The organism is Cardinium endosymbiont of Sogatella furcifera, assembly GCF_003351905.1.
Taxonomy (GTDB): Bacteria; Bacteroidota; Bacteroidia; order Cytophagales; family Amoebophilaceae; genus Cardinium.
Window position 1 is genome coordinate 26,536 of sequence record NZ_CP022339.1, and the last position, 22,165, is coordinate 48,700.

A 22,165-nucleotide genomic window follows, 5' to 3' on the forward strand; every position below is an offset into this window, starting at 1 on the left:
CGTTAAATATAAATATGAAAAATACGATCCTTTATCCTCCAGCTGCTCCCACATCCAGTAGTACCTTACGTGATAACCTATATTTACCTGTTTTAGGATCTACTCCAATCAGCTTTACTTGTAATTCTTCTCCAATTTCTAATACCTTTTCTAAATTTTCAATGCGCTCTAAGCGCACTTCTGAAACATGTAAAAACCCATCTTTACCAGGCATAAACTCTACAAATGCGCCATAGTTTAGCACAGACTTAACCTTTCCCATATATATTTCACCAATGGTTGGCTTAGCGGTAATCGTCTTTATGCTGTTAACTGCTTTTTGCAACATTTCTTGATTCCCAGCAAATATGGTCACAATACCTTTATAGCCCTGTTCAACAATATCGATAGTGGTATAGGTCTCTTTTTGAATTTCTTGTATGACCTTCCCGCCTGGTCCAATAATGGCACCAATCATCTCTTTTTCAACCTCTATAGTGATGATTTTAGGCGCATGTGGCTTGCTGTTTGGACGAGGAGCAGTTATGGTTTCTTCCATTTTTTGAAGAATATGTAGTCTACCTGCTTTGGCTTGGTGCAGGGCGGTTTCTAACATTTCATAGGAAATACCAGCTACTTTCATATCCATTTGGCATGCGGTAATACCTTGATAGGTACCTGTTACCTTAAAATCCATATCACCAATCTGGTCTTCATCGCCTAGAATATCAGACAAAACAGCAAAGCGTCCTGTAGTTGGATCTGTAATCATGCCCATAGCAATACCTGAAACCGCTGCTTTAATAGGAATGCCTGCATCCATTAGGGCTAAAGAGCCGGCACAAACGGTAGCCATAGAAGAAGAACCATTTGATTCAAGAATATCAGATACCACACGTATGGTATAGAGGTTTTCTTTATCAGGTGGTAAGACAGCTTTTAAGGCCCGCATCGCTAAGTTGCCATGCCCTATTTCTCGACGAGAAGGGCCTCTATTGGGTTTCACCTCTCCAGTAGAAAAGCCAGGAAAATTATAATGGAGCATAAAACGATTATAGCCATCTTCCATAGCCCGATCAATGATTTGCTCATCGAATTTGCTCCCAAGTGTAACGGTAGTGAGTGATTGCGTTTCGCCTCTTGTAAAAAGTGCAGAACCATGTGCAGAGGGTAGGAAGTCTATTTCAGATTCGATCGGTCTAACTTGATCTAATCGGCGACCGTCTAAACGAATGTTTTCATTTAACACCAGTGCGCGAATGGCTTGATTTTGGAGTTCAAGTAAAAATTCTTTTTGCTGCGCAGCAGTTACTTCCTCGCCATTTTGATCTTTGGCAAGCTGCTCAGTGTAGCGGTGCGCTACCGCCATAAAAGCCTCTTTACGCACAGTTTTAGAAGGTATATGTTGTTTGGCAACTGCATATAGATTGGCATAAATGGCCTCACGTAGAGCAGTTGGGTAACCTAATGTAGTTTGGCTAAATATATCTATTGTTTTTTCAATGCCCACTGCCTCCATCAGCGCTCGTTGCACTGCACAGTGTAGCTTAATCGCATCATGGGCATGACGAATCGCTGTTATCATATCCGCTTCTTGCACTTCATGCATGGCGCCCTCTACCATAAGTATATGATCATCACTAGCCGCTACCATCAGGTTGATATCCGCTTTTTCAAGCAGGTGAGCAGATGGATTGATTAGAAAAACACCATCTACACGTGCTACGCGCACCTCAGAAATGGGCCCATGGAATGGAATAGAAGAAATAGATAAGGCCGCAGAAGCTGCTAAGGCAGCCAATGCATCTGGTAAAATCGTCTCGTCAGCAGATATTAACGATATATTTACCTGAATCTCAATATTCAATCCCTTTGGGAAAAGAGGACGAATGGCGCGGTCAACCAATCTAGCAATGAGAATTTCATGGTCTCCTAGCCTACCTTCTCGTTTTAGAAACCCTCCAGGTATTTTACCGGACGCAGCAAATTTTTCTTGATAATCTACAGAAAGGGGTAAAAAAGTACTTTCTTCTGCAGTGGGTTTAGCTACTACAGCGGCCAACAGTATGGTATTACCCATTCGGACTAGAACAGAACCATCAGCTTGTGTGGCTAATTTACCTGTTTCTATAGTAATGACCCGATTATCTGGTAATGGTATCGTTTTTGAAATTAGTTTTCTGAGCATATACGTATGATGGAATGATGATATACAACGGCATCAAATTCATTTAAAGAGCAGGAAAAAATATATAATAAGATGCTGTCCATAGCACTTTGTGCCTCATAAGATGATATAGGAAAAGTATTGAAAATAAACAAATGCGATGCAAGGGAAACAACGCACTACTACTTCCTTAAACCAAGGTTGGTAATAATATTTCTATAACGGCTTAAGTCTTCTTTTTTAAGGTAGGCTAATAACCTTTTGCGCTTACCGACTAACTTTAAAAGACCTAGTTTTGCAGCATGATCTTTTTTTTTAATACTGAGGTGTTCTGTTAAATGTTTAATTCTGTATGTAAATAGTGCAATCTGTGATTCAGAAGAACCACTGTCTTGTTCAGATTTTTGAAACCCAAAAGTCTTAAAAAGATTGCCTTTTTCCGAGTGGTTAAATACAAATGCCTGTTCTGCTTTATTTTCTTTATTTTGATTGGTCAACTTCATAGTGTTTTACAGTAAATTTAAACTTAGCCTAGACAAATGTAACCATAAAATCATCCACTTGCAAATTTAAATTGGAGTTATATACATTACTTTATTTGTATGGCCTCTACCTATAGTGGAGGCTAGAAAAAAGCGGATCTATGGTTACCTTGGTTTTTTAAGGAACCCAGGCAAGCTGCCGAATAAGTTGAATCCTTCTTTAGGTATTTTTTTCATCATTTTATGCATCATGTCAAACTGTTTAAGTAATTGATGCACCTCTTGGATCGTTTTCCCGCTGCCACGTGCAATACGTTCCCGACGACTTTGGTCAATAATAGGTGGATTCCTTCTTTCTTTAGGCGTCATAGAGGCTATGATTACTTCACAACTGTTAAACATATTGTCGTCTAGCGGTAGGTCTTGCACTGCTTTTCCTAGCCCAGGTAGCATGCTCACCATTTCTTTTAGGCTCCCTATTTTTTTAATTTGTTTGATTTGGTTCACCAAGTCTTCCAAGTTAAATTGATTGGTTTTGATTTTTTGTTGTAAACTACGTTGTTGTTCTTCGTTATAAACGGCTTCTGCACGTTCTACAAAGGAAATCACATCCCCCATGCCCAGGATACGGCTGGCCATACGATCAGGATGAAAAAGATCTAGATCCTCCATCTTTTCACCTGTGCTGATGAACTTAATAGGCTTATCTACTACACTACGAATAGAAAGGGCTGCACCTCCACGGGCATCTCCATCTAGTTTGGTAAGTACTACTCCATCAAAATTAAGCTGCTTATTAAAAGCTTGTGCGGTGGTAACCGCGTCTTGGCCTGCCATGGCATCCACTACAAAAAGCGTTGCAGAGGGTTTTAAGTTTTCTTTTAGTATGCGAATCTCTTGCATCATCACCTCATCAATAGCCAAACGACCTGCAGTATCTACAATCACAAGGTCCATGGCTTTGTTTTTAGCTTCTTGAATGGCATTTTGCGCAATCGTATAGGGATTGGTTTCTGCTGGCTCTGTATAAACACTTATATTAAGCCCTGCACCTAGTTTTTTAAGTTGTTCAGCTGCTGCAGGTCTGTAGACGTCACAAGCCACTAAGAGGGGTCTTTTATTTTTCTTTTGGTAGTAATGTGCCAGTTTGCCTGTTAAGGTGGTTTTCCCGGCTCCTTGTAGACCGGCTACTAGTATAACAGCTGGATGACCCGTAAGACGTACTTCACTATGTGTGCCACCCATTAAATCGGTTAAGGCGTCTTGAACCAGTTTTGTAAAGAGCTGACCCGGTGAAACAGATGTAAGCACATTGGTGCCAATGGCTTTTTGTTTAATCGCATCTGTAACTTGCTTGGCTATCTTGTAATGTACGTCTGCCTGAACCAGACTTCTACGGATTTCTTTTATGGTAGCAGCAATGTTTATTTCTGTAATGCGACCTTGCCCTTTTAAGGACTTTATTGCTTTTTCTAGGTTTTTGCTAAGGCTCTGAAACATAAGTATATCTAATTTGTCTGCCTGTTGGTTTACGAAATGGTTTGGTAGTGGAGCGTACTACAATTTTGCTCTTGTAAAATCATTTCAGCACTTGCTTGAATCGCGTCTAAGTCAACTTGCCTAATATACTCAATTTTCTTATTTACCAAGTTGGTGTCGCCCTGTAGGGTAGCTATTGCTAATTCTTGTGCACGATGTATCAGGCTTACTTGACCAAAGATTAGTTGTGCTTCCATCTGATTTTTTACCTTTTCTAATGCAACAGGGGTGGTATGCTGAATGGTTTTTAATACTTTTATTAAAGCGTTTTCTGCTAATTCGAATGGAATGTTTTGGGGTAAACTACCACTAAGTACCAATAGACCAGGGTCGAATGACTCTGTGGTATAGCCATCTATTTTGGTGTAAAGGGCTTGTTTTTCTACCAGGTTGGCATGTAGCAAAGCGGACTTTCCTTCGCTGAGTAAGTGGCATACTACTTCTGCTGCATAGTAGCCAGGCATGCCTTTTCCTGGCATATGGTAGGCTTTATACAAAATAGGAAAGGGGACATCCCCCTGAACTACTTTTCGTCTAGGGAATACTTGCTCAGGTTCTTGCGGTAAAGCTCTATGGTAAGCAGGGCCAGCTGGAATGGGTTCAAACCATTTTTTACACAATGCAGCTACTTGTGTGCTGGTTACCTTACCCGCAACTACTAAAATCGCATGGTTGGGTCTATAGAATTTGTAAAAAAAGGCTTTGACCTCATCCATAGTAGCATTTTCTATGTGGCTTACTGATTGACCAATGGTGGGCCATTTGTAAGGATGGGTCGTATAGGCTAGATCGGTCAAATGGTGCCATGCATCACCATAGGGTTGGTTGAGGTAATGTTCTTTAAACTCTTCCACTACTACCTTGCGTTGTACTTCAAGTGATTTTTCGTTAAATGCAAGCCCAAGCATGCGATCGGATTCAAGCCAAAAAGCTGTTTCTAGGTTAACAGCAGGTAGGGAACAATAATAATTGGTTAAGTCTGTAGTCGTATAGGCATTGTTGTCACCGCCTACTTGTTGTAAAGGGGTATCGTAAACAGGAATATGACAGGAGCCGCCAAACATTAAATGTTCAAATAGGTGGGCAAAACCTGTTTTTAAAGGGTGTTCATCTCGGGCACCTACATCATACATTAGGTTCATTACCGCAATGTGGCTGGTTGGATCTTCGTGCACAATAACTTGTAGGCCATTAGATAAAGTAAATTTTTCAAAATGAATCATTGTAGGTATAGGGTCAAATAAAAACAAATTGTTATAGCGTATTCCATTCGGTAAGGGGGGTGGTTACATGCACCATGCCATGAAAAGACTGATAGACACGCCCAACCAATTGAATATGGCTAAAACAGCCATCAGATAATCGCCTAAAGGTTACTTGCAGTTTGCCACCTTTAGTGCGTACGGTTATGGGGCTGTTTAATCCATGATAAGCACTGGTAACCAGTGCACTAGCAACAACCCCTGTGCCACAAGATAAGGGTTCTGTTTCCAATCCACACTCACATGTGCGGACTACAATCGTATCTTTTTCAACTAGTTGTACAAAATTAAGATTAATGCCTTCTTTTTCAAATGGGTGCATATTTCTCCTTGGAAAACCAACTACTTGCATATTGACCTCCTGAATCGCATCTACCATCTCTACATAATGGCGTGTACCATTGTCTAGGAAATAGCCGTTCTCTAGTGGTTGGATGACAGCTATATCCTGTAAGGTTAAGTGAACCAGGTCATTAGCTATATAACCTGTGTGTAAGCCATCTATAGCCATAAAGTGGGCTTTTTGATCTATGATGCCTAGTTGCTGTGCATAGTGAATCGCTGATCGGCTGCCATTTCCACACAGTCCACCCCCTTGGCTGCCGTCTGCATTGTAGTGCAATAGGGAAAAATCGCAACCTGCTTTTTGTTCAATGGTAATGATGCCATCTGCACCAATACCAAATTGTCGATGGCATAGCTGTTGGGTTACAATAGGGTCATATGTATAATGCTGATCTTCTAAATTATTTATGATAATAAAATCATTTCCAGCAGCTTGGTATTTGGCAAATTTAAGTTGTATGGAGACCATTTACATGGGTTAAAACAGGTATACAAAAGCCTTTCCAGATCAATATTCTAATCTGTACTAATATAATACATTTACCCCTAAGAATGAATATCAATCATTTATAGCTAGCCCCTGGTTGTGCAGGAATATCCAACTTATGGAGTAAAAAACTATGAAATGTAGATATTTTTTTTAAAATATAAGGCGCTTATAGTCTTTCTTTTTGCTTGATAAAAAGTAATCCTTGTGAAAAAATTATTATTATGTTTAATAATCAATACAATTAACTCCTTAAGTGTCATGCACTTTAACGTACAGGATGCGCAGGGGTAATCTGTCTATTATTTTGAGGCTATTTAGATAAGCATAGTAGCGTGGTGATGCATCTTTGGTCAGATGGATAGATGATGCACTTGTGCATCATAATCTTTGACTGTGTTGTAAAAAATGCTTATCATGGTCTGCATTTTCAGATTTGCTTTATAGTTTTTATATTATATTGTTTATGTTATCATTCCAAGCTTTATTTCTTACCCTTATAGTCGTCTCTTTTTTCTTATTGCGCGCTTCTTATGCACGTGAAAAGCTCATCAAGCTTAAGCCGAGTAATGCTGTAATTGGCTATACCGGTTGTTATGTGATCATCACTACTGCGGTATTAAGCTATATAGGTAAGGGTTTGATCTATTGGTATACCCTCCAATTCGCTGCAGGTGTTTGGCTGATAGGTTATGCCATTGTTTCTAAGAAAGAAGTGCCAGCTTGGGAAGTGACGCGATTTTGGCTAATAGGTGCTCTATTTTGCCTACCCATTAATTTACTTTGGCATTGGTGGCGTCTAACCGATTATCCATTTTTATTAAAATTATCTCTAGCGCATTGCTCTGTAATCCTATCTGCCTTTCCCTGGCCTTTAGGGATGGCTATTTTAGCAGTTATGTTGTGGGCCATTATATATGTCTTTTATTCTGTGGATCATGTGATCGAATTGACGGATGATATGATTGCTCTACTTGGGTTTAGCATATTGATTTTTACCATGATTATTTACGTTAAAGTCCAAATAGCTGATTACCGAGCCCACAATCGTCACTTAAAGCATAAAGCTAAGTTGAAACGAGCGCAAGATTATACATTCAAGCTAAAGCAAATTAGGCGTCATCTACATCTTAATGCTACGGAGGATTATTCAGAAAGGGATATGACTTTTTTGCAGAAAGTAGTGGAAGAAGTGATGGAATCCCCTTTGTTTTTAGAAGATGAGCCCCTGTATAAGGAGAATTTGGGTACTATTGTGCATAAGTTTTCTGCATGGTCTATCTTTTTAAGACATTATACTCAATCTAAAATACATTTACCATTGCTACCCACTGAAATAGTTCTAGGTGCATTATTCCAGGAAGTAGAAGTGGCTTTAAGCGGCTCAAGCGACGCTGCGCCAAAGCTGATCATAGCACCAAAAAATCTTGATTTGACTACTAAGGTCATATGTGATGTGCGCCAGGTTACCCATTTATTGGTAGCTGTTATTTTGCGTACTGCTCACGTAAGTCAAGGTGCATCTATACGCATTCAACTCCATACCACGCAGTTAAAATATCATAAATATGCCCCTATTAAGAAACAACGTTTCCCCGACATTACCTTTCCAGCCATAGCTTTAGTAGTGAGCAGTGCGGAGGTACCATTGGCCACACTACCTTCAGTGCATACGCATTATGAGGATATTACAGAGGGAAGAGAACTCATAGGCACACTTAATGAGGTTATTTCAGAAAGTGTAAATGTGCAAAAGCAGCCCATAGAAAGGATGGTGCGGGCCCATTATGGTTATCTCCAATTTCCTGCTTCTAAACAAAAGGCTATCTTATTGGTTTTGCCTTGCCAGGTAACCGCCGTTCGCGATGAGATGCTCGCCAATATAACGGTTGCAAATAGGCTTATCAACAGAAGTGAAATAGATGCTTCCATGGTAGTATTAAGAAAATTTAATGATTATGTATGCAAAATGTGTAATATCCATATAGGTGTGCTGGATGAAATATTTCTATTGCTCAGGCGTTGCTATGCCTTTAAGCGTCATCTGTCGGGCGAATTGTTCTATGTTCGTGCGGTAGGTATTGCACGTTTGGTAACAGATTGGGTAGCTTATGTACCTGAACCCATCTATGCTGCTTTGTTGTATGATTTAGTAGTCTATGCCGACTTGCCGCTTTCATATATTAAGGCGAATTATAGCCTAGATATTTTTTCTTTTGTACAATCTATTGTATCTATAGGTGACCGTCGAGACATAGAGCCATCTGGCCTCTATGTCGATAATCAGCGGAATAAGGTGGTGAACAGAGATCAGCTTTTTGTGCTTTGTATTAAATTGGCTGAGCGGCTGTATGACTTACGACATGCTTATGGTTATGCCCATAAGTTACAGGTGTCCGATATGGCCAAAGAGACGCTTACAGTAGATATTTGCTTGGCAAAGAAATATTTGGATGGCGACATAGTAGAGCTCTTGGAAACGGCCGCCCAAGAGGCATTGCAGATGTGCTTTGAAAAAGGATGAAGAGGCGGTAACCAAGTGAAAAGTAAGACCAAAAATACCTATTTTCGTCTCTCTATTCACGACATTGGTTTTGGTAAGGCAATTTTATTTTTACTTTCTTTCTTATAAAAAAATAAGCAAAAAATCAATCCATCGGCAAAAAGTCGCTGAGGTTATCATCTGACAGATGGAAAAAGAGTGACTTGAACGTACGACGACAGATACGTTTCCGTGCCTACCATTAAATGTTTATAATTTCTTTTAACTGGTTTAGATAAAAACATTCTTTTTCTCTCATAATCAATCGTTCTTCTGGTTTATGATCATTATAGGCCAAGAGGTGTAATAGACCATGTACGATTACTGTATAGAGTTCTTCTATCATTTTTCGGTTATATATCTTTGCATTCTCACGGACCCGTTCAATGCTTATATAGATATCCCCCCAGATGGTTGTGGGCTTCGTGGCGTATGGAAAGGTAATCACATCTGTTAACGTATCATGACCTAAATAGGTTAAGTTTTTAGCATGCAAATAGTGATCCGTACAAAAAATAAAGTTAAGCTGTTCTAGTGTATATCCTTCTTGCTGGATAACCTTTTGTAGCCAAGTAGAAATTTTTCTTTTTTGTTTTAATCTAAAGTTAATTTTTTCTGAGAAATAATAAATATTCATTTTGATCTTATTATCTTGTCATACCAAGCGGTTCGGTAAATCTTTTGCATCTCACCTATTTGGCCGTAAATTACGGCTTATTCTGTTAAATATAGATACCATATGTCTACCCAAGATCTGTTGATACCTATTGTCTCTCAATCCAGTCATTGGCCCATTACTCTACTTCATAAACAGCATAAAGCTTTTTTGCGGGAAGTAGTGGATAAAAGCTTTAAATCTTTGTGTGCACGCCATTCTACAGATGCAGCGCTTTACCGGGTATTGGAACAGACTACTTCTAGGGAATTGGCAAGAATAGCATCAGATCCATGGGCCTGTGATCCTAAAGATGACCGACGCTTTTGGGAGGCCATGTCCGATTCTATTGCCAGTAAAGTGGCAGCCACTAAGTTATTACAACAGGTTATAGAACGTTACGTAAAGGAGATTTGTAGTTACTTTAGTGTGCGCCACTATAGGTTTATAGCTACAATGACCCACCATACCTTTATTAATCTACTCAAGCCTGCTTGTTTTGGCTCCGGAGTAGAACGTTGGACTTTTCGCTACCAAAGGTTACAAGAAAAGTTTCATTTGATGGGTCAAACAGATATGCTTCGTGCATTGGCCCAAATCGGCACGCTTGTTCTAGTTCCTACACATACCAGTAATTGGGATTCTGTGGTAGTAGGATTGGCTATGAAACAATTAGGCTTGCCTCCTTTGACCTGGGGTGCCGGCTTGAATTTGTTTAATCATAAAGGGTTTCGTTATATTTTTAATAAGCTAGGCACCTATAAGGTAGATCGTCGTAAAAAGATGATACCCTACTTACAAGTACAGAAAGATTATGCCTGCCTGATACTGGAATGGGGCTGCCATATGCTATTTTATCCAGGTGGGACCCGTAGCCGCTCAGGTGCCTTAGAGTCCGATTTGAAATTAGGCTTCTTGGGTACCCCGTTTGATGCACAGGCAAATAACTTTCACAACCACGGGCCTGGTGCGAAGAAACTTTTTATTGTACCCATAGTACTCAACTACCATTGTGTTTTAGAGGCCTATCAATTGATACGTGAATCAGTTCAAGTAGAAGGTTCCGGGGCTGTTCTGGCGCAGCAAGGTTGTTGTTATACGAACCTTTTATTCAGCAAAAATATATTGTTTAAAGGCTCAGAAATATTTATTAGTATAGGTAGCCCTTTAGATGTTATGGGGAATAGGGTAGACAAGGAGGGCCGTAGTTATGATGCACAAGGTCAAGTCATAGATTTATATCAACAGTTTCTTGATCTTCCTATACAAACAGTTACTAGGAAACGTTCAGATGACTATGTACGAGCCCTTAGTCATAAAATTGTAGCAGCCTATCATCGTATAAATCCCGTATTAAGCAGCCATCTAGTAGCCTTTGTAGCCTATGAGTTGGCACAAAAAAGAGCGAGTTTTTCAATGGGTTTGAGGGATATCATCATTCCCCATGCTGATTTTATGGTAGCGTTTGCGCATACCTATAAAGCGTTACAACAGCTTTATATAGCGAAAAAAATAGATTTTAGCCCGATTGTACGGGATGGCTCGTTGGATGCGATTGCCCAAGATGGATGGACTAAATTAGGGAGCTATCATGCCCAGGCTCCATTAGTGGTAATGGAAGGTGGCGATTTGCTGATTCAAGATCTTTTGACATTATATTATTACCATAATAGACTAACTGGCTATGGCTTCGAAGCAATTGAATAAAATGGTAGCGGTTTTAGGAGCTGGCAAGTTTGGCACTGCCATTGCCAATATAGTGGCACCTAATGCGCATCGTGTATTTTTATATACGCATAAATCGGAACAGGCTTTTGCTGCGCAAAGCAGTCGCAGTGTTGCGGATCAGCTACTCGCAGCTAATGTGGTCGTTACGAATGATTGGGTAATGGTCTTGCGCACCTGTTCTGTTATTTTTCCAGTAGTACCTGCTGCTAAATTTCGTGGATTGATGCGACAGATCGCTGCAGCGCTTAGACCAGACCATATCCTGATACATGGCACCAAAGGATTGGATTTTTCTCAAGATGGTCGATTGCCTAACCATCATGGGGTTACTATGAGTGGCGTAATGCTGGAAGAGACGGTGGTAAAACAGGTTGGTTGTTTAGCTGGTCCTAATTTGTCCGCGGAGTTGGCGCAAAAGTATCCTGCTGTTACCGTCATTGCCAGTGCTAGTCAAAAGGTGTTAACGGTAGGTGCACAACTTTTAACCAATGATTGGTTTTATGTCTACCTGGCTCCTGATTTGCTCAGTGTGGAAGTATGTAGTGTGTTAAAAAATATTTTTGCCATTGGTGCTGGTATCATAGGAGGCATGGGTTATCCATCTAATACCTATGCTTTTTTCATAACCATGGCCATCTCAGAAATGCGTTACATCATGACCACAATGCGCATCAGCAAAAGTGCCTTATTAGGGCCAGCAGGTCTAGGAGATTTAATCGCCACTTGTGGCAGCACGGCTAGTAGAAATTATACCATTGGTTATCGGTTGGCTAAAGGTGAAACATTAGCCGATATCTTACGTACAACCAATGAGGTTGCCGAAGGGGTGCAGACGGTTAAAGCCATGCACCAACTGATGCAGTCTTATGGGAAACAGGCACCTATAACAGCAGCCATTTATCGCATGCTTTTTGAGGAACTGCCCGTGCAGCAAGGGTTTAATGATTGGTTGGGTGGCTGAAGAGAGAAGCGTAAGGTATGCGCACACCTTTTTCCTTGTTATTTGCTTGAGAAACTTGTTTTTTCTATTTTTGTAGGGGAGGTAATATTTTTCTCTTGCTATCCTACGGATGTGGCGGAATAGGTAGACGCGCTAGACTTAGGATCTAGTACCGCAAGGTGTGGGGGTTCGAGTCCCTTCATCCGTACTGTATATATATGTTAAAACATTCGTTTTTTAGCTTTTAAATCTCTTGTACCTTGGATATCCAGTTTAATAAAATTAATCCTAATTATGGGGTTATTGTCATTACGTTATATGAACCTGATTATAAGTCATTTGTAGATAAGCAGCTGAAGCATTATGCGCAGCATGTTCGTTTGAAAGGTTTCAGATTGGGGGCTGTTCCTGCAGATCTTATTAAAAAGATGTATGGTCTTTCTATTCTTGCTGAGGAGCTAGATAAAGTGGCTGGAGCTGCTTTAAAGGATTACATTACCCAATCGTCTATTCCCATTTTTATAGAGCCACTTTGCACGACCCCTGCTAAAACGATGGATCTTCAAAATCAACATACGTTTACCTTCTCTTATGAAGTTGGGTTAATGGAAGAGCGTTCTATTGTATTAGGTCCTGATATTTTTGTTACTGAGTTTGAAATAGATCGTGTTGAGTCTAAGTTGGTGGATGAGTTTTTAATAGGGTTGCAACTTGTGCATGGTCAATCTGTTCAGCTTGAAGCGAGTGCACTAGACGCTATATTACAGGGTACACTTATAGATAGTACCGAGGCAGTTGGTCTGGATATTCGTATTGCTATCATGCATATTCCTGAGCATTTACGTGCACCATTTATAGGGCTTCGTGTGGGTGATAAGGTGATGGTCACAGAGGAAATGTTGGAGGGGCATTTTTCTGCCCTTTTAGGTATAAGTTTTGGTCAGCTTGCTACCTTTAAAAGATGTCCGTCTGCTTGGCCAGCTATTTTTACGGTTGGTAGCATCCTTCGTGTTGCCCCAGCGCCTATTGAGCCTGAGCTTTTTGATCGTGTATTAGGCAAAGGAGTTGCTGGTTCTGAAAGTGAGTTTAGAGAGGCTATTGGTAAAATTATCTTATTCGACAAACGTACAGAAGCGCGTCATGCCTTCTATGCGCAGCTACGAGAGGCGTTTTGTAAGCATAACGTAGTTAACCTGCCAGAGGATTATCTTAAAAGATGGCTTTTCTTCAATAATCCAGAGGCTACGCTTAAAGAGGTAGAAGACTACTATCATGCCCATGAAGAAAGCTTAAAATGGGAAATCCTCTTAGGCAGTATAGTGCGTCAGAATGGCTTAGCTGTTACGTCATCGGATGTAGTAGATGAGACCAAACGCGCATATCTTGATTATGCCCATAACAATGGTTTACAAATCGACACCAGTGATGCTGCTATTCATGCAGGTGCTCTTTCTTTTCTACAGGGTAATGAAGGGAGTAAATATTATTCCAAATTGCATAATCAGTTGAGTAGAGATAAGGCTATAAATTTTATAAAAGAACAAATAACTGTAGTAACTGAAACGGTTACGGCTGAAGCATTTGATGCAAGAAGATAGTTTATGGATCTTGTGCTTTTTATCCATGCTCCATTGAATGGATAATTCGTATCTGTTCATATTACTGGTTAATGATGAACTTTATCCCACTGTTTTATCAAACAAAAAGTAAAAAAATGCCTTACTAACCATGGCGTGAATAGACCCTTTTTAATAGCCTTTAATGCGCAATCATTTGGGCATCTCTTTAACGGTTCTTTGCACACCTCACTTAGGCTTCCCTTCAATCCATACGAGTCCTAAAGCAAACGAAACCACCATAGAACAGTTTGTGAAAATATACAGGCTTATTGACCTTATAAAAAACTTCAAAACCTGAATTAAATAATTAAATTATTTAAACTTAATATCAGTCGAAACTTAATGCTACATTTTTATTGTAACAACTCTTACGAATCACACAACTGATAATAATTCTTTATTCTTTTATGGAATGCCCTAAGTTTAGATTGCAAAGTATAGTGGTTTGTTCGAGCAACACAGCTGTCAATAGAAGCTAAGGGATCCCAAGCAGACCTAGGTGTAGCTATAAATCATGCAGCATCACTCTGAGGTAATGCCCAATTTATAAACTTTTCAACGTATTGAAGGATAACTTCAATGCGTTGGTTTAGATCAAATAGATGCAATATACCCAGCCAATTTTCTATAGGATGGGATATAAATGTCTCATGATTAAGCTTATAAATTAATGATGTGATGCATCATTGGCATCGAATAATCCTTTTTCCTTTAATAGTTCCCACCAAGGTGCAATGGATAAGGGGAAAATGCTGCTTCCGTATGGATCTCTATCCATATAAGAGGTGGTTGTTTGCCCATCTAGATGTACATTGGACTTAAGGTTAGGCAGCTTGTTACAAGAGGTATAGAGTAACTGTATGAATAGCCAGACCATACTATAAAGCATAGGATTATTCCTTGGCTAGATGAATCTTTGACCTAAAAAAACTACCATACAAAAAGTTACATTGACAGCTATGCAGGTCAAAATAAATAGACAGCTGCTTAGTTTATTTAAAACTGTTTAAAAATCCTAATAGTAGGGGTGCTAAGCTGGGATATCAGGCTGTTTATCATCATCCTTTAAGCAATAGCTGGGTAGCGTAGTGGGTCCACTTGATGCATCATCATATATATTTTACCCATTACTTCTTCTATATTAGGTTTAGAAAAATAGTTGCCATCATCTCCATAGGCGGGGCGATGGGGTTGGCTACTAATGGTTATGGGTGGCGCATCCAACATGGCATAGCCATGTTGTGTTTCCAAGACTTGTTGCATCATATAGGCGGTCGTACCACCTGGCACATCTTCATCTGCAAAAACAATGCGATTGGTTTTAGCTAGTGATTGTACAATAGTATGATGCACATCAAAAGGTAATAAGGTTTGTACATCAATGACTTCACATGCAATACCTAAAGCAGAAAGCCTGTCTGCTGCAGCACAAACAATACGACACATTGCACCATAGGTTACAATGGTCACATCGTTGCCTACACGTAGTAGCTCGGGCACACCTATAGGTATGGTCATGGTTGCCACATTACTAGGCATAGGCTCCTTTAAGCGGTAACCATTTAAACACTCAATGATTAAGGCAATATCATCGGATTGCATCATCGTATTATAGAAACCGGCTGCTTGGGTCATATTACGCGGTAAAAGTAGATAGATACCCCTGATGGCATGCATAATGCTCGATATATAGGAACCGGCGTGCCAAATGCCTTCTAAGCGATGACCTCTTGTCCGAATGATCATAGGTGCTTTTTGACCTCCTTTGGTTCTATAATGTAGGGTGGCTAAATCATCTTCTATAATTTGAAGGGCATAAGGCAGATAGTCCAAATACTGTATTTCAACGATGGGCCTTAGTCCACGCATAGCAGCACCAATACCTTGACCAATCATGGTGCATTCTCGAATGCTGGTATCTGTCACACGTAATGGCCCATATAACGCTTGCAGATCTGCAAAACCTTGGTTTACATCACCTATTTTGCCTAAATCTTGTCCAATAGCGAATACGCGTCCATCACGTTCTAATAATGATTTGAAACAACTGCATAGGATTTCTCTCCCATCTACTTGCTCAGGGTTTTCTATATAAGTAGGTGGATGCCCTTTTATACCTAAAGCAGCATACCTAGAGCTGCTATAAAGATGGCTGCTAAATCTTTTTTCATTGTCCCTTCTATTTTTATGCCACCAAGCCAGTATACCCTTTTTATGCATATAAGGTACTTCCCGTAAGGTATAGAGGGCTTGCGTGGCTGCTTGGGTGGTATCTAAGTGACGGGGGTGTGGTAGGGTAGCTAGTGCATCCATAATGGTTGGAAGCGCATTATGGCCTGCTGCCTCTTTGGGCCATACGATATCATTTAACAAATTCAACAACGCTTGTCTTTCTTGATGGTTTTCATCTATTAATGCCTGCCAGGCTTTTTGTTGCGCTGATTTTACTTTTTCATCTGCTGCTAAAGCAATTTGTTTGAGTTTGTCTTGCGTGGCTATGCCACTTGTTACCATCCATGCTGCCATCTTGGGTAGGCAATCATATGCCTTTTCCCATCTTAATCGTTCTACTGACTTATAACGTTCGTGAGACCCGGAGGTAGAATGACCTTGTGGCTGCGTGAGTTCTTTCACGTGAATCAGTACAGGAACATGTTCCGTTCTACAGATGGCGACTGCTTGCTGATAGGTGCTACATAAGTCTAAATAGTCCCATCCCTTCGTAACAAATATGGCATAACCAGGTTGTCGCTTGGTCCGTTTAAAGCCTGCTAGAACGGCAGAAATATCTCCCTTGGTGGTATGATACGATTGGGGTACAGAGATACCATATCCATCATCCCAAATGGAAATACACATGGGTACTTGCAAAACCCCTCCTGCATTAATGGTTTCAAAAAACATACCCTCCGAGGTACTAGCGTCGCCAATTGTTCCAAAAGCAACTTCATTCCCTTGATTAGAGAAATTTTTTTGCATGCCTTGAAAGGCAGTAGCACGATAGAGTTTAGAAGCATAGGCTAGTCCCAATAGTCTGGGCATTTGTGCACCCGTACAGGATAGGTCTGCTGAGACATTTTTACTGGTTAGTTGATTGAGCCAATTGCCCGCTGGGTCTATAAATCTGGTTGCAAAGTGGCTGTTCATCATTCTCCCCCCAGAAGCTGGGTCTGCCTCTATAGAGGCGTGTGCATATAATTGGGCAAAGTATTGTTGCCAGGTTAACGCACCAATGGCAACCATAAAGGTTTGGTCTCTGTAGTAACCAGCGCGCCAATCTCCAGCTTGGAAATATTTAGCCATAGCGAGTTGCGCAACCTCTTTACCATCTCCAAAAATCCCAAATTTGGCCTTGCCTGCAAAAACCTCTTTGCGTGCCAATAGACTTGCTGCTCTGCTTTCGCAGGCTATGCGGTAGTCAGTCAATGCTTCAGTAGGCGTAATGGATAAGGGTTTAAACATATGCTTGTTACAATCGCTACGCTAGATGATCAATGCTCTATTTCATGGGTAAATTTAAATGCTTTTTAATTCATTACCTATAACGATTAGATCTTTTTTGCGCGCTCATCACAAGGTGTTATTGGGTAGCCAGATAGGGCTGTAACCTATATAAGAGGGCTTCCATAGGGTAAAGCATTCACCTAGGATAGATGAGCACTGACTATTTGTCAGTATTTGGCTAGCTATACTTGATAGATTCCATGCATCAAGCTGTTTGGCATGAAATATGCTGTAATGCAGATCAGATTAAAGTCCGTGCAGTCAGATTATATGGTGTACGTTTTAATTGAGATGTATACGATCAACTATTATTATAAAATATACGTTATGAGCAAAGTTCATATAAAACCATTGGCTGATCGGGTGCTAGTAGAACCTGCAGCAGCGGAAGAGAAAACAGTAGGCGGGATTATTATTCCTGATAGTGCTAAAGAAAAACCTCAAAAAGGTGAAATTATTGCAGTAGGCCCAGGAAAGAAGGATGAACCTATGACCGTTAAAGTAGGGGATAAGGTGCTTTATGGGCAATATAGTGGTACGGAGTTACAAATAGATGGTAAGCTCTATCTTATTATGAAAGAATCTGATATTTATGCCATTGCTTAGTAGCATGGCAATAGTGAGTCAGTTCTTATAACCTTAAAATAATGTACTATGGCAAAGAATATAATTTTTGATGCAGAAGCAAGAGAAAAATTGAAGAGAGGGATTGATACCATGGCCAATGCTGTGAAGATTACGTTAGGTCCAAAAGGTAGAAATGTCATTGTAGATAAAAAGTTTGGTGCTCCTAGTGTTACTAAAGATGGTGTATCGGTGGCAAAAGAAATTAGCCTTAAAGACCCTGTAGAAAACATGGGTGCACAGCTCGTCAAGGAAGTAGCATCTAAAACAGCAGATAGTGCTGGAGATGGTACGACTACTGCTACCCTCTTGGCACAGTCTATTTTTACACATGGCATTAAAAATGTCGCAGCAGGTGCCAAGCCTATGGGTATCAAACGTGGCATAGACAAAGGGGTAGAAGCAGTGGTTAAAAAGTTGCAAGAGATTTCTAAGAAGATTCACAACTCCAAAGAAATAGAACAGGTAGCCACTATTTCCGCTAATAGCGATAGCAAAATCGGTAAAATGATGGCAGATGCTATGGATAAAGTGGGTAAAGATGGTGTGATTACCGTAGAAGAGGCGAAGGGTACGGAAACAGAAGTTAAAGTAGTGGAGGGAATGGAGTTTGATCGAGGCTATCTATCTCCTTATTTTGCCACTAATACAGAAAAAATGGAAGTAGAGCTTTCCAATCCTTATATCCTCATTTGTGATAAGAAGATTTCTGTAATGAAAGATCTGTTACCTATTCTAGAGGCGGTTTCTCAAAGTGGACGACCGTTGGTGATGATTGCTGAAGATGTAGATGGGGAAGCATTGGCTACACTGGTTGTAAATAAAATCCGAGGTGTATTGCGTGTGGCTGCTGTAAAGGCACCTGGATTTGGCGATAGAAGAAAAGCGATGTTGGAGGATATTGCTGTGCTTACAGGGGGTACCGTAATTTCTGAAGAAAAGGGTTGTAAGCTTGAAGCCGCTACTTTACAGTGCTTAGGTACAGCAGAAAAAGTTAATATCGATAAAGACCATACCGTTATTGTGCATGGTGGGGGCCAGAAGAAGGATATCGAAGCTAGAGTGGCTCAGATTAAGGCGCAAGTAGCCCATGCTACTTCTGAATACGATAAAGAAAAACTGCAAGAACGATTGGCAAAGTTAGCTGGTGGTGTGGCGATTCTATATATTGGCGCAGCTACAGAGGTAGAAATGAAGGAGAAAAAAGACCGTGTAGAGGATGCATTGCATGCTACAAGAGCAGCGGTACAAGAGGGTATTGTTCCAGGTGGGGGCGTTGCCTTGTTACGTGTAGCTACATCTGGGGTATTAGATGCTATAGCGGTAGAGAATGAAGACGAGCGGACTGGTATCAATATTTTAAAGCTTGCATTAGAGTCTCCTTTAAGGACTATTGTGGAAAATGCAGGTGGTGAGGCATCTGTAGTGGTACAACGTGTCAAAGAAGGTAAAGAATCGTTTGGATATAATGCTCGTACAGATACATTTGAAGATCTCTATGCAGCTGGCATCATTGATCCAACTAAAGTAACTAGACTTGCATTAGAGCATGCGGCTTCTATCGCTTCTCTTTTACTCACTACAGCTTGTGTAGTAGCAGATGATCCTGAGGATGAAAAAGCTGCTCCTATGCCTCAAATGGGTGGTGGAATGGGTGGTATGATGTAACATGTTGAGTAGCCTATTGTTGCAATTAGGTGGTTGGCAACCAGTCAATCACCTAATTGTTTTACCAATTGTAATAAGTTTTCCATTAAGGATTTCAATAGCCATACGCTTACGAAAGTAGGGCATATCATGCTCCGTAAAATTGATTGGAAGATCTCGTGACACGTAGTCAGCAAATTGACATATAAAGACACCGCAATCACTTCCGTTGCTTTGTGCTGGTTCCTTCAAGTAACTACATCTCCATGCTTTTGTATCCTTTTTTGTTGCTTGCTTATTGGCCACTGCATCCGTAAAGAATTGTAGGAGTTTCTTGAGACCACCATCGTTTGCGTTTCCTAGCGAATCATAATACCGAATAGTCTTTTTACGCAAATCAATCACTACTAAACACCAATGGTTGCCTAGATGGATAGGCACAAGCACTATATCATAAGAAAATAGATCTATTTTTTTGATCCAATTCTTCATGGTTTGATAACTTTGGTCTTTTTGGGAAAGTTTTGTGAAAAAATAAGTATTGAATGCATAAACTTTTGGCAGTACGACATTCTCCTGATCTTCTGAGCGTTTATGAATCATACCCATATATGCGTTGATGATATGATCATTAAGCCAACGGGACGCTTTTAAACGGATCAGATCTTCTTGTCTAATCTCTATACCTTCTACATGGGTCAACAGTGTTCCAGGTGGGGCGCTAAAAGCTTGCTCCACTTGGTCAAGCATTTCCTTGCTTAAGGTCATATTTTGTAGAGACAGCGATGATTCGTCTAGTATACAACTATTTCCTGTTTGGTTTTCCCTATTTTCGAGCAGCGGTATGGACTGTATAGCTACTTTTCGTGTTGGTTTACCCGTTAAATCTTTATACGCATTATTTTTATGCGTTGTTGTTGCATTACCTGCGCGATATTTTTTATTGTTTTTAGCTGCATTTGTACATGATTCAGTATATTGAAGCGTTGGTTGTATAGCTGCTTTGCTTGTGGGTGGTGTACTATCCTTGCAAGCTTTGTATCTATTATTTTCATGAGGTCTGCCTGATCTACTTAATAGTTTATTGTTTTTATTTGAATTTGTACATGATGCAGCATGGAGCATGGTAGAGACAACAAAGATCCGCGCAAAGAGAAAATGGAACTTTATACAGTGATGGGTAATCATGAGACAATTATTCGTTAAAAACCTTACCGATCAAAAGTCTATTTGGTTTGTGCTTTTTCATCATCAATAAAATGAAGGGTAGATTGTAGCCATTGTTCTGTTTTTTGCTACCCTTTCCTATTTGGCCTATGTTAATTTTTAATGCATAATTCCCAGGTTTTAAAGTTGGATTAGTGGTTAAAATAGCTTTCCAGTCAGAAAGCTGTATTGGCTTTTTGTTAGCTAGGGCTATACCGAATTCGCTTGTATAAGAGTGATTATTCAATGTGACTGAAATAGATTTAATGAAATATTTGTCTGTTATCCCTGTTGCTTTTAGCATAATAGGATGCGTACTTCCTGCTTGTATGGTCATGTCTTTTAAGGTAAACCTTGGTTCAGCCGGTATAGTATAGCTTTGCGTCAAATGCTCCTTTAAAGTATCTGTTTCGTCTTGGTTTAGGCAATCGTGTTCGTTGTCGGTTGCATAATCGTTTTGCGGTATTTCATTATTGGATACATTTTTCTTGTCGTCTTTGGCTTCATCTTTGATAACATCAATAATGCATTGTACCGATTGTTCTGTTTTTCGGCTACCTTTGCCTTTTTTGCCTATTCTAATATTGAGTAGGTAACGTCTAGCTTGTAGTGCTGGATCAGCCGTTACGGTAATGCACAAACCAGAAGATGGTATGGACGTGCCTTCAAGTTGTTTTACTTGAAATTCCTTTGTGTAGTAGTCTCTATTTTGTTTGGTTGCATTTTTTTTGGGTTTGGCTGCTTTGACTGAAATAGACTTAATAACATATCCTTCTGTCTGGCCAGTTACCTCTAGCATGGTAGATTGCTGCGTACCTGCTTTTATAGAGATATCTTTTAAGCTAAAACTAGGTGGCACATCTACTGGATGCGTTGGTTCCGCATCTGCTTTCAAGCTTTCATCCGGATGAGGGTCTGTCATTTGGTTGGCTGTGGAAGTTGTGGCCTGGTCTGCTTGATCTAGTGGATCTATTTCTGTTGAATGAGTGGTACGATAAGTGTTTTGTGCTTGATTTTTAAGTATATATTTTACCTGATTTTTAGCCGTATTGTTTTTACACGAGCTAGCATTTGCCAAAAGCAGTAGTATCAAAAAACGGCCATACCATGTGATAAGCTTATTAGGGCGTTTGCGAAACTCGATTGTAAATGGCCATGCTGCAGTTTGCCTCTGCCCTTTCAATAGATTTAAGCATCCTGCGGTACCCGACCGCGTTGCTACTAAAAATTGCACCCCCCAAATGGGCTGCGCAAGCGATCTATTAAAGAACATCAACCTATCTATATTTTATAGTGCTTATAAACTGGCTTTTACTATTGAATTTTAATATAAATAAAATAATTTGTTTTGTCAACAGGGCAACAAAAGGGGCGTTTATAATTTTTTAGCTATCTATCACGTAGTTTATAATAATTTTTGATCATAGCAACCTATCAGC

General features: G+C 40.1%; 15 protein-coding genes, 1 tRNA gene and 1 pseudogene. 7 read left to right on the plus strand and 10 right to left on the minus strand.

The features are described from left to right. Window positions 1-31 precede the first annotated feature (31 nt). The 5 genes and pseudogenes from CE557_RS00125 to dapF form a co-directional block, all read right to left on the minus strand. A complete protein-coding gene (locus tag CE557_RS00125; RefSeq protein ID WP_114909627.1) occupies window positions 32-2,167 on the minus strand; it encodes a polyribonucleotide nucleotidyltransferase in 2,136 nt (711 codons plus the stop codon). A gap of 161 nt (window positions 2,168-2,328) precedes the next feature. Continuing rightward, window positions 2,329-2,603 (minus strand): annotated as a pseudogene (rpsO, locus tag CE557_RS00130) (30S ribosomal protein S15). Between the two features lie 190 nt (window positions 2,604-2,793). After that, a complete protein-coding gene (ffh, locus tag CE557_RS00135) occupies window positions 2,794-4,128 on the minus strand; it encodes a signal recognition particle protein (RefSeq protein WP_114909628.1) in 1,335 nt (444 codons plus the stop codon). Between the two features lie 29 nt (window positions 4,129-4,157). Then, on the minus strand, window positions 4,158-5,390 hold the full coding sequence (locus CE557_RS00140) for a M16 family metallopeptidase (RefSeq protein ID WP_114909629.1): 1,233 nt from the start codon (window positions 5,388-5,390) through the stop codon (window positions 4,158-4,160). A 31-nt stretch (window positions 5,391-5,421) separates the two neighbouring features. Next, window positions 5,422-6,243 carry a diaminopimelate epimerase gene (gene dapF, locus CE557_RS00145; RefSeq protein ID WP_114909630.1) on the minus strand — a complete coding sequence of 274 codons (822 nt, stop codon included), beginning with the start codon at window positions 6,241-6,243 and terminating at the stop codon, window positions 5,422-5,424. Between the two features lie 484 nt (window positions 6,244-6,727). Between dapF and CE557_RS00150 the strand changes: the two genes are divergently transcribed. Next, window positions 6,728-8,785, plus strand: a complete 2,058-nt coding sequence (locus CE557_RS00150) for an HD domain-containing protein (protein ID WP_114909631.1) — start codon at window positions 6,728-6,730, stop codon at window positions 8,783-8,785. A gap of 220 nt (window positions 8,786-9,005) precedes the next feature. On the opposite strand, the gene ybeY is transcribed toward CE557_RS00150, so the two are convergent. Further along, window positions 9,006-9,440, minus strand: coding sequence for an rRNA maturation RNase YbeY (ybeY, locus tag CE557_RS00155; RefSeq protein WP_114909632.1), 435 nt, complete (start codon window positions 9,438-9,440; stop codon window positions 9,006-9,008). Window positions 9,441-9,542: 102 nt separating this feature from the next. Here ybeY and CE557_RS00160 point away from each other — a divergent pair, with 102 nt between their 5' ends. The 4 genes from CE557_RS00160 to CE557_RS00175 all read left to right on the plus strand — a co-directional run bounded on the left by CE557_RS00160 (window position 9,543) and on the right by CE557_RS00175 (window position 13,724). Next, window positions 9,543-11,165: a 1-acyl-sn-glycerol-3-phosphate acyltransferase gene (locus CE557_RS00160; protein ID WP_114909633.1), complete on the plus strand. Its 1,623-nt coding sequence runs from the start codon at window positions 9,543-9,545 to the stop codon at window positions 11,163-11,165. Next, window positions 11,143-12,147 (plus strand): NAD(P)H-dependent glycerol-3-phosphate dehydrogenase, encoded by a 1,005-nt coding sequence (locus tag CE557_RS00165; protein ID WP_114909634.1) that lies wholly within the window; start codon window positions 11,143-11,145, stop codon window positions 12,145-12,147. The genes CE557_RS00160 and CE557_RS00165 overlap by 23 nt, the downstream gene beginning before the upstream one ends. Window positions 12,148-12,252: 105 nt before the next feature. After that, window positions 12,253-12,334: transfer RNA gene (locus tag CE557_RS00170), tRNA-Leu, on the plus strand. 52 nt (window positions 12,335-12,386) lie between these two features. Continuing rightward, complete coding sequence (locus CE557_RS00175; RefSeq protein ID WP_162789886.1) at window positions 12,387-13,724, plus strand: trigger factor; 1,338 nt, start codon at window positions 12,387-12,389, stop codon at window positions 13,722-13,724. Between the two features lie 688 nt (window positions 13,725-14,412). On the opposite strand, the gene CE557_RS00180 is transcribed toward CE557_RS00175, so the two are convergent. Together CE557_RS00180 and CE557_RS00185 are read right to left on the minus strand one after the other, a co-directional pair. Next, window positions 14,413-14,622, minus strand: coding sequence for a hypothetical protein (locus tag CE557_RS00180; RefSeq protein ID WP_162789887.1), 210 nt, complete (start codon window positions 14,620-14,622; stop codon window positions 14,413-14,415). A gap of 188 nt (window positions 14,623-14,810) precedes the next feature. Then, window positions 14,811-17,207, minus strand: coding sequence for an alpha-ketoacid dehydrogenase subunit alpha/beta (locus CE557_RS00185; protein ID WP_114909637.1), 2,397 nt, complete (start codon window positions 17,205-17,207; stop codon window positions 14,811-14,813). A 369-nt stretch (window positions 17,208-17,576) separates the two neighbouring features. On the opposite strand from CE557_RS00185, the gene CE557_RS00190 reads away from it, so the two are divergent. Both CE557_RS00190 and groL read left to right on the plus strand, forming a co-directional pair. After that, the gene (locus tag CE557_RS00190) at window positions 17,577-17,855 is read left to right on the plus strand and encodes a co-chaperone GroES (protein ID WP_114909638.1); all 279 of its coding nucleotides are present in this window, start codon (window positions 17,577-17,579) and stop codon (window positions 17,853-17,855) included. A gap of 48 nt (window positions 17,856-17,903) precedes the next feature. Beyond that, the gene (gene groL, locus CE557_RS00195) at window positions 17,904-19,541 is read left to right on the plus strand and encodes a chaperonin GroEL (protein WP_114909639.1); all 1,638 of its coding nucleotides are present in this window, start codon (window positions 17,904-17,906) and stop codon (window positions 19,539-19,541) included. Between the two features lie 48 nt (window positions 19,542-19,589). Here groL and CE557_RS00200 read toward each other — a convergent pair whose 3' ends face one another. Both CE557_RS00200 and CE557_RS00205 read right to left on the minus strand, forming a co-directional pair. Then, window positions 19,590-20,708 (minus strand): Ulp1 family isopeptidase, encoded by a 1,119-nt coding sequence (locus CE557_RS00200; RefSeq protein ID WP_114909640.1) that lies wholly within the window; start codon window positions 20,706-20,708, stop codon window positions 19,590-19,592. A 7-nt stretch (window positions 20,709-20,715) separates the two neighbouring features. Then, window positions 20,716-21,999: a hypothetical protein gene (locus CE557_RS00205; RefSeq protein ID WP_114909641.1), complete on the minus strand. Its 1,284-nt coding sequence runs from the start codon at window positions 21,997-21,999 to the stop codon at window positions 20,716-20,718. Window positions 22,000-22,165 lie beyond the last annotated feature (166 nt).